The organism is Mycolicibacter sinensis (assembly GCF_001667945.1).
Lineage (GTDB): Bacteria > Actinomycetota > Actinomycetes > Mycobacteriales > Mycobacteriaceae > Mycobacterium > Mycobacterium sinense_B.
In genome coordinates, this window is the sequence record NZ_LZJK01000128.1 from 35,787 (window position 1) to 50,933 (window position 15,147).

The window sequence follows — 15,147 nt, forward strand, 5'->3', positions numbered from 1 at the left end:
AACAACGCGAAGTCAGAGCGTCAGCTTCGCCAGCAGATCCCGGCCCTGCTCGGCGCTCTGCGGATCACACAGCACGTCGTAGCGGCCCGCGACCAATTGCATGGTCGAGCTGAAATCCCTTGTGCCGCGCGCCATCGCGTACGGAACCGACGACGTGATCAAGCCGAAGAACACCCCGGCGACCAGGCCGGTCACCAGTGCCTGGGCCGGGTTGGCGCTGAAGATGCCCAGCACCAGGCCGATGAACAGACCCAGCCAGGCCCCGGTCAGCACGCCGCCGCCGAGCACCTTGGGCCAGGTGAGCCGACCGGTGACGCGTTCGACCTGCATCAGGTCGACACCGACGATCGTGACCTGGTGCACCGGGAACTGTTGATCGGACAGGTAGTCCACGGCGCGCTGCGCCTCGGCATAGGTGGGGTAGGACCCGATCGGCCAACCCTTGGGCGGCGTGGGCAGCCGCGCCACGTCACGCCGACCCGGGGCTGCCGCCGCCGCGCCAAGCGGATCGGGGGTCTGTCCGGACTGAAAAGGGCTGGTCATGGGATTTCTCTCTCCTCGCTCCGGCACGCTAGGGGGCTGTCGGACAACAAGCCGGGCCCGGCGCATCCGCTAGGTTGAACAGCATGACAGCTCCCGGCGACGATTCTGGCGAGAATCCCCGAGCCAATACCGACCAACCCTGGACCGACGCCGGTGCATCCGGGCCTGACCAGGGCGGTTGGCCCTATCCGTCGGGTTTCGATGCCTATCCTCCCTCGACGCCGGGTTACCCGCCGGGCGGATTTCCCCCGCCCCCACCGCCCGGCGGATTTCCGCCACCCCCACCGGCAGGCGGTTATCCGCCGCCGGGCTACGGCGCACCGGGCGACTATCCCGGCTTTGGCACTGCGCCCGGTTACCCGCCCGGCTACGGCTCACCACCCGGCTACCCGCCGGGGGGCTACGGCACGCCCTATCCGGGCGGCTACTTCAATCCGGGCCAGCCGCAGAAGACGAACGTGTTGGCGGTCAGCTCCCTGGTGGTCGCACTGCTCGGCCTGTTGTTCTGGCCGCTGGGGCTCGCCGGCGCCGTGCTGGGTGTCGTCGCGCTGAGCCAGATCAAGCGGACCGGTGAGGCCGGTCATGGCATCGCGGTGGCCGGTACCGCCGTCGGCTCCGCTGCGGTGGTGCTCTCGTTCATCCTGGCGATGATCGCCCTGAACTGATCCGGCCCAGGGCTTAGGCGCTCGGCGGCTCGAACGGCGGTGCCGCACGGCGCATCCCGGCCGCCCGCCCCTTGCCGGCCACCACCAACGCCATCTTGCGGCTGGCCTCGTCAAGCATCTCGTCGCCGAGCATCACCGCGCCGCGAGCCCCGCCGGCCTGCGAGGTGTGCCAGGCATAGGCCTCCAAGATCAGCTCGGCATGGTCGTACTCGGCCTGCCGCGGGCTGAAGATCTCGTTGCCGGCCGCGATCTGGTCGGGATGTAGCACCCATTTGCCGTCAAAACCAAGAGCGGCCGAACGCCCCGCCACCCGGCGGAACGCCTCGACGTCGCGGACCTTCAGATAGGGCCCGTCGACGGCGGCGATCCCATGGGCGCGGGCGGCGACCAGGATCGTCATCAGCACGTGGTGGTAGGCGTCGCCCTCGGTGTATCCCTCGGGCTGCTCGCCGACCTCCAGGGTACGGGTGTTGAGGCTGGCCATCAGGTCGGCCGGGCCCAGCACCAGCGCCTGCACCCGCGGTGCGGCGGCGATGGCGTTGATGTTGGTCAGCCCGCGGGCGTCCTCGATCTGGGCGTCGATGCCGATCTGCCCGACCGGCAGGCCATGCACCGTCTCCAACTGGGTCAACAGCAGGTCGAGGGCCTGCACGTGGGAGGCGTCGGAGACCTTGGGCAGCACCACGACGTCAAGGCGCGCGCCGGCGGCGCCGACGGCCGAGACCACCTGGATCAGGTCGGCGTGGGTCCACGGCGTGGTCCAGTCGTTGACCCGCACCCCCAGTAGCGGCGCCGTCCAGCCGCCCGCAGTGAGCGCGTCGGCCACCTGCGCGCGGGCCTGCTCCTTGGCGGCCGGAGCGACGGCGTCCTCCAAATCGAGGAAGACCTCGTCGGCGGGCAGACCCTTGGCCTTGTCGATCATCTTCTGGCTGCTGCCGGGTACCGACAGGCAGGTACGGCGGGGGCGATATGCGTTGGTCACCTAAACACTCCTACCCTTTCAACCATGGCGTCGAGCAACAGGGTTTACGCAGCGCGGCTCGCGCGGATGCTGGTGCTAGGCCCGTTCGGTGAATCCGTTGGGCGGGTCCGCGACGTCGTGCTCAGTCTCAGCATCGTGCGCCAGCAGCCGCGTGTCCTGGGGCTGGTCGTCGAATTACCCACGCGCAGAAGAATTTTCGTGCCGATTCTGCGGGTTGCGGCGATCGAGCCCAACGGGGTCACCCTCAACACCGGAACAGTGTCGCTGCGCAAGTTCAACCAGCGGCCCGGTGAGGTGCTGGCACTGGGGCAGGTTCTCGACACCAAGGTCCGGGTCACCGATCCCGAGCTGCCGGAGCTGGCCGGCGTCGACGTGACCATCACCGATCTGGCCATCGAGCAGAGCCGCACCCGTGACTGGCTGGTGACCCGCATCGCGGTGCGGCACTCGCGGCGGCTGGGCCGGCGCGCTGCCGTGCACATCGTGGACTGGCACAACGTACAAGGCCTGACCCCGTCCGCGTTGGCCATGCCCGGCCAGGACGTGGCCCAATTGCTGCAGCAGTTCGAGGGCTGGCGTCCGATCGAGGTCGCCGACGCCATCCGCGAGCTGCCGCCCAAGCGCCGCTACGAGGTGATCAACGCGCTGGACAACGCGCGGCTGGCCGACATCCTGCAGGAGCTGCCGGAGGAGCGCCAGGCCGCCGTGCTGGGTCAGCTGGGCACCGAACGCGCCGCCGACGTGCTGGAGGAGATGGATCCCGACGACGCCGCGGACCTGCTGGGTGCGATGAACCCCACCGAGGCCGAGGCGCTGTTGGCGCGGATGGACCCCGACGACTCCGACCCGGTCCGCCGCCTGCTGGAGCACTCCCCCGATACCGCGGGCGGGTTGATGACCTCCAACCCGGTGGTGCTGACCGCCGACACCTCGGTCGCTGAGGCACTGGCCCGGGTGCGCGACCCGGACCTCACCCCGGCGCTGTCGTCGCTGGTGTTCGTGACCCGAGCCCCCACCGCCACCCCGACCGGCCACTACCTGGGCTGCGTTCCACTGCAGCGGCTGCTGCGGGTGCCCCCGGCCGAACTCATCGGCGGGTTCGTCGATTCGGACCTGCCGGCGCTGAACCCGGAGGTGTCGTTGGCCGAGCTGACCCGCTACTTCGCCGCCTACAATCTGGTCTGCGGGCCGGTGCTCGACGAACAGAATCACCTGCTGGGCGCGGTGACGGTCGACGACGTGCTGGATCACCTGCTGCCGCGCGATTGGCGTGAAACCCCCGAGCCGAACCTGGGGCCGAAACTCGCCGGGAGGCCGTCGTGACCGACCGCTCGTCATCGCAGCGGCTCTCCACGCCGCGAACGTCGCGGCTGCCCAGCCTGCGGCTGGATCCCGACGCGCTGGGCCGGTTCACCGAGTCGGTGGCGCGGTTCTTCGGCACCGGCCGCTACTTGGCCATCCAGACCGTGCTGGTGGTGGGATGGATTCTGCTGAACGTCTACGCGGTCAGCTTCCGCTGGGACCCGTACCCGTTCATCCTGCTCAACCTGGCGTTTTCCACCCAGGCCGCCTACGCCGCCCCGCTGATCCTGCTGGCCCAGAACCGGCAGGAGAACCGCGACCGGGTCAGCCTGGACGAAGACCGCCGCCGGGCCGCGCAGACCAAGGCCGACACCGAGTACCTGGCCCGGGAACTGGCGTCGTTGCGGTTGGCGGTCGGTGAGGTCGCCACCCGCGATTACCTGCACCATGAGCTCGAGCGGGTCCGGGAACTGCTCGAGGAGATGCGACCCCAGCCTGACCGCGCCACTTCCGAGTCCGCACCCGGCCGGCCGGCTTTACCCCGTGACGGACGGGCATAACCGGCACCAGCGAGACCAGTGTTGGGTATGGTGACCTAGTTCACGAAGCCGACGCGGCTTCACCGAGGCTTTAGCCACTGCTTTAGCGAGACGGACAAGGGACGGTCGAGTGCCTTCAGGGGGCGGCGCAGCCGAGCACCGGTCCCGCGCGGCCAGATGCCGGCGGGCGGTCCGCGCTGCGCTGCGCCCCGCGTTCGGCCTGACGTTCATCACCCCGCTCGTGTTCGCCGGCGCCGTGGGCGCCACACCGCGCTCCCCGTCCACCTCGCTCCCCCTGCGCAACGCCGCGGTGACCCCGCTGGCGGCCGCCGTGAACACCGGCCCCTCCGGCCATTCCTCGGGCCCGGCCGTCGTCGCGGTGCAGCGTCCCCAGCCGAACCTGCGGGTGGCGGCGGGCGCCCCGTCGGCGCCACCGGCGGCCGTGGTCTACGCGCCGGGCACGCTGGGCATCCCCAAGACCGCGCTGGCGGCCTACCGCAATGCCGAACACCAGATGGCCGTCGCCGCCCCCGACTGCGGCATCAGCTGGAATCTGCTGGCCGGCATCGGGCGCATCGAGTCGGGGCACGCCAACGGCGGCGCCACCGACGCCCGCGGCACCGTGCTGCAGCCGATCTACGGGCCGACGCTGGACGGTTCGCTGCCGGGAAACGAAGTCGTCGTGGCCAGTAGTGCCCCCGGGCGGGTCGTCTACGCCCGCGCCATGGGGCCGATGCAGTTCCTGCCCGGAACCTGGTCGCGCTACGCCGCCGACGGTGACGGCGACGGCAAGGCGGACCCGCAGAACGTCTTCGACGCAACGCTGGCAGCAGCGCGCTATCTGTGCAGCGGCGGCCTCAACCTGCGGGAGCAGTCGCAGGTCTTGACCGCGATCCTGCGCTACAACAACTCGATGGCCTATGCGGAGAACGTGATGGGCTGGGCTGCGGCCTACGCCACCGGGGTGGCTCCGGTGGATCTGCCTCCGATCATCGGTCCGGCACCGCCGATCGCGGACCTGCACCTCGAACACCTGGAGCACCCCGAGGGCCTCGGGCCGGAGTCGATCAGTTTGCACGGCTTGTCTCCGGTCCATGAGACCGCGGGATCCGCCCTGATCGACCTGGGCCAGTCGAGCATGGACACCCAGCTGGCCAACCTGCCCTGGCTCCCGCCGTGGATGAGCTCCAACGAGCCGCAGCTGCCGCGTCCCTCGGCCGCCTGCCGGATGATCTGCCTCGAGCCGCAGGCCGGGACGACCCCGGCGGCACCGCCCGGCGCCGTCCCACCGGCCCCGTACGCGCAGGCCCCGATCGCTCCGCCGGAGGCGCCGCCGGCGCCGATGCCGCCGTACGCCGTCGCGCCCGCGCTGCCAGCACCCGCGGACGCGTCACCGGAGCTGCCGCCTGCGGCCCCAGCAGCCGCGCCGCCGGAGGCGCCGCAAGCAGGCCCGCCGGCCTGACCGAGATCGCAGGCGGGGGCTGGCGCCCACTAGACTCGTCTTCGATGTCCAAGACACAAGACGACGACACCGCCGCCCTGCACGACGCGATCTACGCCGCGCTGGGCACCGTGTTGGACCCCGACATTCAGCGTCCGATCACCGAGCTGGGCATGGTCAAAAGCATCGAGATCGCTGAGGACCACAGCGTGCACGTCACGATCTACCTGACGATCGCCGGCTGTCCGATGAAGACCGAGATCACCAACATGGTGACCCGCGCGATCAACGACGTGCCCGGCACCGGCCCGGTCAAGGTGAGCCTGGACGTGTTCAGCGACGAGCAGCGCGCCGAGCTGCGCAAACAGCTGCGTGGCGACGCCAAGGAGCCGGTGATCCCGTTCGCGCAGCCGGGTTCGCTGACCAAGGTGTACGCGATCGCCTCGGGCAAGGGCGGGGTCGGAAAGTCCAGTGTCACAGTCAATCTGGCTGTCGCACTGGCCGAGCGCGGCCTGTCGGTCGGGGTGCTCGATGCCGACATCTACGGCCACTCGGTGCCGCGGATGATGGGCGTCACCGCACTGCCGACCCAAGTGGACTCGATGATCATGCCGCCGATCGGATACGGCGTGAAGGTGATCTCGATCGCGATGTTCACCAAGGGCAACACTCCGGTGGTCTGGCGCGGCCCGATGCTGCACCGGGCGTTGCAGCAATTCCTCGCCGATGTCTACTGGGGCGACCTGGATGTGCTGCTGCTCGACCTACCGCCGGGCACCGGGGACATCGCCATCTCGGTGGCCCAGTTGGTTCCCCCGGCCGAGATCCTGGTGGTGACGACCCCGCAGCAGGCCGCCGCGGAGGTGGCCGAGCGGGCCGGGGCGATCGCCCTGCAGACCCGCCAGCAGGTGGTCGGTGTGGTGGAGAACATGGCCGGGCTGGCGATGCCCGACGGGTCCACCATGCACCTGTTCGGCGAGGGCGGTGGCGAGCGGGTCGCCGAGCGGCTGACCCGGGCGATGGGCCGCGACGTGCCGCTGCTGGGTCAGGTGCCGATCGACAGTGAGATGGTGACCGGCGGCGACTCCGGGTCCCCGGTGGTGCTCACCCCGGACTCGGCGGCCGGCAAGGAACTGCGCCGGATCGCTGATCAGCTGGCCACCCGTGGACGCGGGCTGGTCGGGATGTCGCTGGGACTGAACACCGGCAGCACCCGGCGCTGAACCTCTTGCGCCGCATCGCGGTCTTCGCGAGAGTGAAACCCTGCAGCAAAAGTGCGAGTGCGCACCTGCGTGAGTTCAATCTCGCGGCGTCGCCAGCGGCTCAGGTCGCGTCGGCGTCGAACGGGGCGGGCCCGGTGAGCTTGGGGGCCGCGATCGGCGCCGGTACCGCGGCGCGCGGATCTTCGGCCAAGGAACTGACCGCGGTGAACAGCGAGTCGTCTCCGTCGAGGAGATGCTTGGTCAGCGCCGCCCGCGGAGTCATCCCGCGAAGCTTCTGCAATTCGCTCAGCGGGACGCGCAGGTCATCGAACTCCGGGCCCATCTCGGCGCGCAGTTGATCGGTGGCGCTGGTGACGTACTCGCGGGCCTGACGCAGCGCGTTGGCGGTCCATCGGATCGCCCCCGGCAGCCGCTCCGGGCCCAGGATCACCAACCCGACCACCACGAGGACCAGCATCTCCCCCCAGCCGACATTGGCGAACATCAGCCGAACATCTAGCCGTCGCCGGTGGGGGTCACGTTCAGCGTGACGTGCCGCCCGTCGCGGACCACCTCGACGGGCGCTTCCTTGCCGATGGTCAATTGGCGCACCGCCACGACGAACTCGTCGGCGTTGGCGACTGTGCGGTCACCGATCTTGACCACCACGTCGTTCTCCAGGATGCCGCCCTTCTCCGCAGGGCTGCCAACCTTGACGTTGGCGATCTGCGCGCCCGAGGCGATGGCGTTGCTGACCGACCGCGCGCTCACCCCCAGCGTGGGGTGCACGATCTTGCCGTCTCTGATCAGCGCTTCGGCCACCGTCTTCATCTCGTTGACCGGGATCGCGAAACCCAGACCACTGGCGCTGTCGGACAACGACTTTCCAGCGGTGTTGATGCCGACGACCTGCGAATCCATGTCGATCAGCGGACCCCCGGAGTTGCCGTGGTTGATCGAAGCGTCGGTCTGCACCGCGTCGATGACGGTGTCGGTGTCGGAGTCCTCGCCGGACAGCGGCACCGGCCGGTGCAGGGCGCTGATGATGCCGTGGGTCACGGTGCTGCGCAGCCCCAGCGGCGCCCCCGCCGCGATCACCTCGTCGCCGACCCGGACCTTGTCCGAGTCACCGAGCCGCGCCACGCTCAGGTTGTCGACGTTGTCGACCTTGAGCACAGCCAAGTCGGTCTTCGGGTCACGTCCCACCAGGTTGGCCAGCACCTCTTTGCCGTCGTTGAACACCACCGTGGTCTTGAACTTGCTGGGATTGTTAGCCGCTTCGGAGATGACGTGGTTGTTGGTGACGATGTAGCCCTTGCCGTCGATGACCACCCCGGAACCCTGCATCCCCTGGTCGTCGCTGACGGACTCGACGGTCACCACCGAATTGGCGACCGCTTCGGCGACCTTGGCGAACCGCCCGGCCGGCTCTTCGGCGTTGCCCTTGGTGGACAGGGTCACCTTCGACGTGGTGAACGCCTCGACGACCTGTGCGGTGGTTCGCCCGACCCAGCCCCCGACCATGCCGATGGCCAGCGCGATCGCCGCCAGCACGCCCAGCGCGCGGTAGGAGACCCGGTCGCCGAACAGCACGTCGCGCACGCCGAGCCGACCGCCCACTTCACCGGGTGCCCGCGGCGGCGCCGGGACGATCGCGGGCGCACCGAGCGCAGCGCCGGCGGCGGGGTCCCGCCACGGGTCGTCGGTCTCGGTGAACTCATCCGGCTTGCCGTTGCGCTCCAATGCGCCGGCATCAGCGGGATGGCGCTGCAAGGAGGAGCCGGCACCGAAGGGACGCCCGAACGCCTCCTTGAGCACCGGGTCCGGCGGTAGGTCGCGGGGGGTGTACTCGCCCTGGTCGCGGTACTTCTTGGGCCGCACCTCGGCCGGGATGAACGATCCGGGCACCCCGTCGGGCCGGCCGAAGGCCTTTTGGGACGCGTTGTCCACGGGGGGCCGGTAGACAGGCCGCGGCGCCAGGCGGTTACCGCCGGCGTTCTCGTTGTTGGAGCTCACCTATTCCTCTTCCGGTCCCGCGTCGGCTTCCAGGCGCCGCAACCGAAGCGCTACTGGCGCGCTGGCGCCGCATCGCATCCACCTTACCGACGTTTGCGGCGATCCTGCGGCTTGCCGTCGGCGAACCGGGCGGGCATCGGCGTCGTGGCCTCATCGGGTGGACAGTCGGCGGGACAGTCGGGGATCTGGGCCAGCAAGCCGAGCAGGGCCGAGGGGATCCGGATCGGATGCGAATCGCGTAGCGCCGAGCGGGCCCGGCTCTGATACTCCACTTCGGCGGCGCAGTCCGGGCACAACGACAGGTGGTGGGCGGCGCGCAGGTGGGCGTTCATCCGCAATTCGCCGTCGACGTAGGCGGCGATCGCTTCGCTGCACAGGTGCTCGGTGGAGCCGAACTGGCGCGGGGCGCCGACCGGCGCGTCGCTCTGCGAGGCGAACTGCGAGGGAAGCCAGGAGAACGCGCGACGGAAGACACCGCCCCGCTCCGTCACCACGGACTCCCTCCGTCGCACGGCCCCATATGCCCGGCGTCTACACCGAAGACAGGCCCCAATAAGAAATGTCCTTATAAGAATGTAGCGCGAGAACGCGCCCTTATGCGGCAACCCGGTCCCGGGGTGCGGACTCAGCCGGCCGCGGCTCCGCCGGCGACGGCACCGTCACGCTGGCCGGGACGGTCGGCGAGGTAGTCGCGCAACGCCTGCCGACCCCGGTGGATGCGGCTACGCACGGTACCCAGCTTCACCCCGAGGGTGGCCCCGACCTCCTCGTATGAGAGACCCTCGATGTCACACAGCACGACGGCCGCCCGGAACTCCGGCGCCAAGGAATCCAGCGCCGCCTGCAGATCGGGGTCCAGCCGTGCGTCGTGGTAGATCTGCTCGGGATCGGGCTCATCGGCCGGCACCCGGTCGTAATCCTCGGGCAGTGCCTCCATCCGAACCCGGCCCCGCCGGCGCACCATGTCCAGGAACAGGTTGGTGGTGATCCGGTGCAGCCAGCCCTCGAATGTCCCGGGCTGGTAGTTGTGCAGTGAGCGGAACACCCGGATGAAGGTCTCCTGGGTGAGATCCTCGGCGTCCTGCTGGTTGCCGGAGAGGCGGTAGGCCAGCCGGTATACCCGGTCGGCGTGCTGCCGCACCAGCTCGTCCCAGGACGGCATCGCCGACACATCCCCGGTGGCGTCGAAAACCGCGGTCCCCTGCGGCTCGTCGGAAGGCTCGACCCAGTCGGTGTCGGCGTAGCGGTCCGAGTGGGTGGTCGGATGCGACATGGCGACCGGGGGCAGCAGTGTGGTTATGGCGACGTCCTCCGTATCCGGGCAGCCGTCAGGCGACGACAGCGTGGTATCGCGGTCAACGTGCGACGGGGCCCTCGTATTCCGAGCGTTTCGAGGGTTGCTACCTCGTTCCATGCCGCTACGGTTACCCATCGCGGTGTGTCGGCTCTGTGCCGCCCCTGAACGCCGACTGTGAACTTGTGTTCGAATGCGCCGTACGGTGCGCCGATGGCTCTGGATAACGGTTCGGACACGGGCTGCATCTCGGGCGTGTCGGGCGGGCGAGCCTGTACACCGCCGAGGGTGGCCGTGTCCTACGCTGCGCACATGGCCAGCACCGACGACACTTCCGGGCCGCAGCCGCCGCACAGCCGGGCTGACGCCCTCCTGGCACACGCCGAGGGCTCGATGTCTGAAGACGCGGTTCTGGCCGCCGCCCGCGACCGGGCTGGTGAGATCGGCGTCGCCTCGATCAGTGCGGCGGTGGGCGCGTTGTTGAGCCTGTTGACCAAACTCAGCGGCGGCAAGGCAGTGGTCGAGGTGGGCACCGGGGCCGGCGTCAGCGGACTGTGGCTGCTGTCGGGCATGGGCGAAGACGGCGTGTTGACCACCATCGACATCGAGCCCGAACACCAGCGCACCGCCAAGCAGGCCTTCGGCGATGCCGGGATCGGGCCTGGCCGGACCCGGTTCATCAGTGGCCGCGCCCAGGAGGTCCTGACCCGTCTCGCCGACGAGTCCTACGACCTGGTTTTCGTCGACGCCGATCCGATCGACCTGCCGGGATACGTGCTGGAGGCGGTGCGCCTGCTGCGGCCCGGCGGGGTGGTCGTGCTGCACCGGGCGGCCTTGGGCGGTCGCGCCGGAGACCCGGCGGCCAACGACGCCGAGGTGATCGCGGTGCGTGAGGCGGCCCGCTTGATCGCCGAGGACGAGCGGCTGACCCCGGCCCTGATCCCGCTGGGCGACGGGCTGCTGGCCGCCGTCCGCGACTAGACGCCTCAGCTCTCCGCTCGGTCGCACGCGAGCGTGCGCAGTCGTACCCGACTCGCCGCGTGGTGACGGGCAAACACGCACCCTCGCGCGGATGGGGCAAACTCTTGACGCCCGCCTGAACGCGCGTTTAGTCTATTGAACATGCGTTCAGCGGATCTGACGGCCACCGCCAAAATCCGTGATGCGGCCATCGACCAGTTCGGGCGACACGGGTTCGGCGTGAGCATCCGGGCGATCGCCGAGGCCGCCGGGGTCAGCGCCGCCCTGGTCATCCACCACTTCGGCTCCAAAGACGGGCTGCGCGCTGCCTGCGACGAGTACGTCGCCGAAGAGATCCGCTCAGGAAAATCCGAGGCCCTGCGCTCGGCCGACCCGGCGACCTGGTTCGCCGCGATGGCGGAGATCGAGTCCTATGCGTCGCTGATGGCCTACCTGGTGCGCAGCATGCAGTCCGGCGGCCAGCTGGCAGACACCTTGTGGCGCCGGATGATCGACAACGCCGAGGGCTACCTCGACGAGGGCGTGCGTGCCGGCACCCTCAAGCCCAGCCGCGATCCCAAGGCCAGAGCCCGCTACCTGGCCATCACCAGCGGAGGTGGATTCCTGCTGTATTTGCAGATGCACCAGAACCCGACCGACCTGCGCTCGGTGCTGCGCGACTACGCCGAAGACATGCTCCTGCCCGCGTTGGAGATCTACACCGAGGGCCTGATGACCGACCGCACCATGTACGACGCCTTCCTGGCATCCCAACAAGGAGCAACCGATGCGAGCTGAGCACCCCTGGCCGGCGATCGAAATCCGCGGACTGGAGAAGAATTTCGGTGCAGTCAAGGCGCTCAACGGACTGGATCTCACCGTCTACGCCGGTGAGGTCCACGGTTTCCTCGGCCCGAACGGCGCCGGCAAGTCCACCACCCTGCGGATCCTGCTCGGCCTGGTCAAGGCCGACAGCGGAACAGTGCGGCTGCTCGGCGGCGACCCCTGGACCGACGCGGTCGACTTGCATCGTGAGATCGCTTACGTGCCCGGCGATGTCACATTGTGGCCGTCGCTGACCGGCGGCGAGATCATCGACCTGTTGGCCCGGATGCGCGGCGGCATCGACGAGCGCCGGCGCGACGAGTTGATCGAGCGCTTCGACCTGGACCCGACCAAGAAGGCCCGCACCTACTCGAAGGGCAACCGCCAGAAGGTATCCCTGATCTCGGCGTTCTCCTCACAGGCCCGGCTCCTGCTGCTCGACGAGCCCAGCAGCGGCCTGGACCCGTTGATGGAGAACGTCTTCCAGCAGTGCGTCGCCGAGGCGAGCCAGCGCGGGGCCACCGTCCTGCTGTCCAGCCATATCCTGGCCGAGACCGAAGCACTGTGCCAGCGGGTGACGATCATCCGGGCCGGGCGCGTCATCGAAAGCGGCTCACTGGATTCGCTGCGTCACCTGCACCGCACCTCGATCCAAGCCGACCTGCTCAGTGACCCCGGCGATCTCACCCGTATTCCCGGGGTGGTGGACGTGCGCTACCACGGCACCGTCTTGCACGCGCAGGTCGACGGCGCCAGCCTGGGTGAGCTCATCGCCGTTCTGGGCGCGGCCGGCGTGCGCAGCCTCACCAGCCGGCCGCCGACCCTGGAAGAGCTGTTCTTGCGGCACTACGACACGGTTCGGGCATGAGCACCGCCGTTGTCCCCCAAGCGCACCCGGGATCGCGGCCGTCCAGGCGCGGGTCGGAGTTCTCCGGCACCCTGGGCATGCTTCGGCTCTATCTGCGCCGCGACCGCGTCGTGCTGCCGCTGTGGGTGCTGCTGCTGTCGCTGCCGTTGGCCAGCGTTTACCTCGCCAGCATCGAGGCCATCTACCCCACCGCCGCCGACCGGGCCGGACTGGCCGCGACCATCATGGCCAGCCCGGCGCAGCGCGCGATGTACGGCCAGGTCTACAACGACAGTCTCGGCGCGGTGGGCATCTGGAAGGCGGGGATATTTCATCTGCTCATCGCGGTGGCGGTGATCCTGACCGTCATCCGGCACACCCGTGCCGACGAGGAGACCGGCCGCAGCGAGCTGATCGACTCGACCGCGGTGGGCCGCTATGCCGGGTTGACCGGCGCGCTACTGCTGGCGGCGGGCGCGTCGCTGGCCACCGGTGTGATCGGTGCGGCAGGCCTGCTGACCACCGATGTTCCGGCGGCCGGGTCGTGGGCGTTCGGGGCCGCACTGGCCTGCTCCGGGCTGGTGTTCACCGCCGTGGCCGCCGTGGCCGCGCAGTTGTCTCCCGGCGCCCGGTTCGCCCGCGGCGCCGCGTTCAGCGTGCTTGCCGCCGCCTTCACGCTGCGAGCGGTCGGCGACGCCGGCTCCGGCGGGTTGTCGTGGCTCTCACCGCTCGGCTGGTCGCTGCAGGTCCGGCCCTACGCGGGTGACCGCTGGGGGGTGTTGCTGCTGCACCTGACGGCCACGGCCGCGCTCACCTGGCTGGCCTACCGGCTCGCCGCCCGCCGGGATGTCGGCGCCGGGCTGCTGCCCGACCGTCCGGGGCCGCGCCGGGCGGCGCCGACGCTGGCCGGGGCGTTCGGCCTGGCGTGGCGGCTCGATCGCGGTGCGTTGCTGCTGTGGACGACTGCCCTGGTGCTCTACGGGCTGCTGGTCGGCAGCGTGGTGCATGGAATCGCCGACGAGGTCGGCAGCGACAGCGCCCGCAACATCGTCGTCCGGCTGGGCGGGACCGCGGCGCTGGAGCAGGCCTTCGTCGCGGTGGCGTTCACCATGCTGGGCATGGTGGCAGCCGCGTTCGCGGTGTCGCTGGTGCTGCGGCTGCACCAGGAGGAGGCCGCCGCCCGCGCCGAGACGCTGCTCGCCGGGTCCTTAAGTCGAACCCGGTGGCTGGCAAGCCATCTGGTGATCGCGCTGGCCGGATCGGCAACGGCGATCCTGGCCGCCGGCGTGGTGGCCGGGACCGTCTACGGGGTGGCGGCCGGCGATGTCGGCGCACAGTTGGCCACCGTGATCGGCAGCGCCGCCGTGCAGCTGCCGGCGGTCTGGCTGCCCGCCGCCGTTGCGGTGGCACTTTTCGGGTCCATCCCCCGCTTTGCTCCCGCGGCATGGGCGGTGTTGATCGGGTTCGTCGCGCTGTATCTGCTCGGCACGATTTCTGGTCTGCCGCAGTGGGTCCTCGACCTCGAGCCGTTCGCCCATATCCCGCTGGTCGGTGGCGAGAGCTTCAGCATCGTGCCGCTCGCGGTGCTGTTGGCTCTCGATGCCGCCCTGATCGCCGCGGGCGCCCGGGCATTCCGCCGCAGGGATCTGCAGATCTGAGGAGGCACAGATGAACGCTGTTGGCAAAGGATTCGTTTCAGCCCTTTTGGGCCTGATCGCATTCGGAGTGCTGCTGTTCGCGCCCGCCGGGACACTGCACTACTGGCAGGCCTGGGTGTTCCTCGCGGTGTTCGCGCTGTCCACCTGGATTCCCAGTGTCTATCTGATGCGCACCAATCCAGCCGCGCTGGATCGGCGGATGCGGGTCGGCCCGCTGGCCGAGACCCGGCCACTGCAGCGGATCGTCATCACCGCCATCTTCATCTGCTTTCCGGCGCTGTTCGTCATCAGCGCGTTAGATCACCGCTTCGGATGGACGACCGTGCCGACGCCGGTGTGCCTGCTCGGCGACGTCCTGGTGGCGGCCGGACTTGTTCTGGCCATGGCCGTTATCGTCCAAAACGGTTATGCGGCAGCCAACGTCACCGTCGAGGCGGGGCAGACGCTGGTCTCCACGGGCCTGTACGGGCTGGTGCGCCACCCGATGTACACCGGCAATGTCCTCCTGATGGCCGGCGTGCCGCTGTCGCTCGGCTCCTATTGGGGCCTGGTTCTGCTGTTGCCGGGTATGGCCCTGCTGATGCTGCGCATCCTCGACGAGGAACAGTTGCTGACCCAAGAGCTCACTGGTTACCGCGAATACACCGAACGCGTCCGCTACCGTCTGCTGCCCTATCTCTGGTAAGCCGGCGGGCTTTAATCGGCCGGACCCGGCGCGCCATTGCCTTATAGTTCCCTGAGCGCTAGCTGTTAGCGCGGCGACTCAGAGAGGTTGGTGGCCATGCGCACACTCGAGCGCGGCGGTGGCTGGACGATCTCGCCGGTCCGGGCAGCCGCTGCCGCCGCGGGCGCCCTGATGGTCGGCGCCGCCCC

General features: G+C 69.6%; 16 protein-coding genes. 10 read left to right on the forward strand and 6 right to left on the reverse strand.

Annotation, left to right across the window (positions count from 1 at the left end; genetic code table 11):
* Window positions 1-12 precede the first annotated feature (12 nt).
* A complete protein-coding gene (locus tag A5694_RS16695; RefSeq protein WP_064923169.1) occupies window positions 13-543 on the reverse strand; it encodes a general stress protein in 531 nt (176 codons plus the stop codon).
* An 83-nt stretch (window positions 544-626) separates the two neighbouring features.
* Between A5694_RS16695 and A5694_RS16700 the strand changes: the two genes are divergently transcribed.
* Window positions 627-1,208, forward strand: coding sequence for a DUF4190 domain-containing protein (locus A5694_RS16700; RefSeq protein WP_234786479.1), 582 nt, complete (start codon window positions 627-629; stop codon window positions 1,206-1,208).
* Window positions 1,209-1,221: 13 nt separating this feature from the next.
* Here A5694_RS16700 and A5694_RS16705 read toward each other — a convergent pair whose 3' ends face one another.
* Entirely contained in the window at window positions 1,222-2,190 is a 969-nt protein-coding gene (locus A5694_RS16705; protein WP_065019284.1) for an HpcH/HpaI aldolase/citrate lyase family protein, read from the reverse strand.
* A 24-nt stretch (window positions 2,191-2,214) separates the two neighbouring features.
* Between A5694_RS16705 and A5694_RS16710 the strand changes: the two genes are divergently transcribed.
* The 4 genes from A5694_RS16710 to A5694_RS16725 all read left to right on the forward strand — a co-directional run bounded on the left by A5694_RS16710 (window position 2,215) and on the right by A5694_RS16725 (window position 6,695).
* Window positions 2,215-3,513, forward strand: a complete 1,299-nt coding sequence (locus tag A5694_RS16710) for a magnesium transporter MgtE N-terminal domain-containing protein (protein ID WP_064923175.1) — start codon at window positions 2,215-2,217, stop codon at window positions 3,511-3,513.
* Window positions 3,510-4,052, forward strand: coding sequence for a DUF1003 domain-containing protein (locus A5694_RS16715; protein WP_064923176.1), 543 nt, complete (start codon window positions 3,510-3,512; stop codon window positions 4,050-4,052). The genes A5694_RS16710 and A5694_RS16715 overlap by 4 nt, the downstream gene beginning before the upstream one ends.
* A gap of 109 nt (window positions 4,053-4,161) precedes the next feature.
* Window positions 4,162-5,493, forward strand: a complete 1,332-nt coding sequence (locus tag A5694_RS16720; RefSeq protein WP_082952712.1) for a lytic murein transglycosylase — start codon at window positions 4,162-4,164, stop codon at window positions 5,491-5,493.
* A 44-nt stretch (window positions 5,494-5,537) separates the two neighbouring features.
* Window positions 5,538-6,695, forward strand: coding sequence for an Mrp/NBP35 family ATP-binding protein (locus A5694_RS16725; protein ID WP_064923178.1), 1,158 nt, complete (start codon window positions 5,538-5,540; stop codon window positions 6,693-6,695).
* A 100-nt stretch (window positions 6,696-6,795) separates the two neighbouring features.
* On the opposite strand, the gene tatB is transcribed toward A5694_RS16725, so the two are convergent.
* From tatB to sigE, 4 genes are all read right to left on the reverse strand, one after another.
* Window positions 6,796-7,179: a Sec-independent protein translocase protein TatB gene (tatB, locus tag A5694_RS16730; RefSeq protein ID WP_064923181.1), complete on the reverse strand. Its 384-nt coding sequence runs from the start codon at window positions 7,177-7,179 to the stop codon at window positions 6,796-6,798.
* Between the two features lie 11 nt (window positions 7,180-7,190).
* Window positions 7,191-8,690 carry a serine protease HtrA gene (htrA, locus tag A5694_RS16735; RefSeq protein WP_064923183.1) on the reverse strand — a complete coding sequence of 500 codons (1,500 nt, stop codon included), beginning with the start codon at window positions 8,688-8,690 and terminating at the stop codon, window positions 7,191-7,193.
* Window positions 8,691-8,773: 83 nt separating this feature from the next.
* Window positions 8,774-9,181: an anti-sigma E factor RseA gene (gene rseA, locus A5694_RS16740; RefSeq protein WP_064923200.1), complete on the reverse strand. Its 408-nt coding sequence runs from the start codon at window positions 9,179-9,181 to the stop codon at window positions 8,774-8,776.
* 134 nt (window positions 9,182-9,315) lie between these two features.
* Window positions 9,316-10,104, reverse strand: a complete 789-nt coding sequence (gene sigE / locus A5694_RS16745) for an RNA polymerase sigma factor SigE (RefSeq protein ID WP_428844283.1) — start codon at window positions 10,102-10,104, stop codon at window positions 9,316-9,318.
* A 192-nt stretch (window positions 10,105-10,296) separates the two neighbouring features.
* Here sigE and A5694_RS16750 point away from each other — a divergent pair, with 192 nt between their 5' ends.
* The 5 genes from A5694_RS16750 (at window position 10,297) to A5694_RS16770 (ending at window position 14,959) form a co-directional block, all read left to right on the forward strand.
* Window positions 10,297-10,965: an O-methyltransferase gene (locus A5694_RS16750; RefSeq protein WP_064923184.1), complete on the forward strand. Its 669-nt coding sequence runs from the start codon at window positions 10,297-10,299 to the stop codon at window positions 10,963-10,965.
* A gap of 141 nt (window positions 10,966-11,106) precedes the next feature.
* Window positions 11,107-11,742, forward strand: coding sequence for a TetR/AcrR family transcriptional regulator (locus A5694_RS16755; protein WP_064923186.1), 636 nt, complete (start codon window positions 11,107-11,109; stop codon window positions 11,740-11,742).
* Complete coding sequence (locus A5694_RS16760) at window positions 11,732-12,637, forward strand: ABC transporter ATP-binding protein (RefSeq protein ID WP_064923188.1); 906 nt, start codon at window positions 11,732-11,734, stop codon at window positions 12,635-12,637. The genes A5694_RS16755 and A5694_RS16760 overlap by 11 nt, the downstream gene beginning before the upstream one ends.
* Entirely contained in the window at window positions 12,634-14,274 is a 1,641-nt protein-coding gene (locus tag A5694_RS16765) for an ABC transporter permease (RefSeq protein WP_207516029.1), read from the forward strand. The genes A5694_RS16760 and A5694_RS16765 overlap by 4 nt, the downstream gene beginning before the upstream one ends.
* Before the next feature lie 10 nt (window positions 14,275-14,284).
* Window positions 14,285-14,959, forward strand: coding sequence for a methyltransferase family protein (locus A5694_RS16770; RefSeq protein ID WP_064923192.1), 675 nt, complete (start codon window positions 14,285-14,287; stop codon window positions 14,957-14,959).
* Window positions 14,960-15,147 lie beyond the last annotated feature (188 nt).

Excerpts from the sequence above, each read along its gene's own strand:
- A5694_RS16695 (WP_064923169.1), bottom strand. The coding sequence starts at position 543 with ATGACCAGCCCTTTTCAGTCCGGACAGACCCCCGATCCGCTTGGCGCG.
- A5694_RS16765 (WP_207516029.1), top strand. The coding sequence starts at position 12,634 with ATGAGCACCGCCGTTGTCCCCCAAGCGCACCCGGGATCGCGGCCGTCC.
- sigE (WP_428844283.1), bottom strand. The coding sequence starts at position 10,104 with ATGGAACGAGGTAGCAACCCTCGAAACGCTCGGAATACGAGGGCCCCG.
- tatB (WP_064923181.1), bottom strand. The coding sequence starts at position 7,179 with ATGTTCGCCAATGTCGGCTGGGGGGAGATGCTGGTCCTCGTGGTGGTC.
- A5694_RS16760 (WP_064923188.1), top strand. The coding sequence starts at position 11,732 with ATGCGAGCTGAGCACCCCTGGCCGGCGATCGAAATCCGCGGACTGGAG.
- A5694_RS16725 (WP_064923178.1), top strand. The coding sequence starts at position 5,538 with ATGTCCAAGACACAAGACGACGACACCGCCGCCCTGCACGACGCGATC.
- A5694_RS16770 (WP_064923192.1), top strand. The coding sequence starts at position 14,285 with ATGAACGCTGTTGGCAAAGGATTCGTTTCAGCCCTTTTGGGCCTGATC.
- A5694_RS16755 (WP_064923186.1), top strand. The coding sequence starts at position 11,107 with ATGCGTTCAGCGGATCTGACGGCCACCGCCAAAATCCGTGATGCGGCC.
- A5694_RS16750 (WP_064923184.1), top strand. The coding sequence starts at position 10,297 with ATGGCCAGCACCGACGACACTTCCGGGCCGCAGCCGCCGCACAGCCGG.
- A5694_RS16700 (WP_234786479.1), top strand. The coding sequence starts at position 627 with ATGACAGCTCCCGGCGACGATTCTGGCGAGAATCCCCGAGCCAATACC.
- A5694_RS16710 (WP_064923175.1), top strand. The coding sequence starts at position 2,215 with ATGGCGTCGAGCAACAGGGTTTACGCAGCGCGGCTCGCGCGGATGCTG.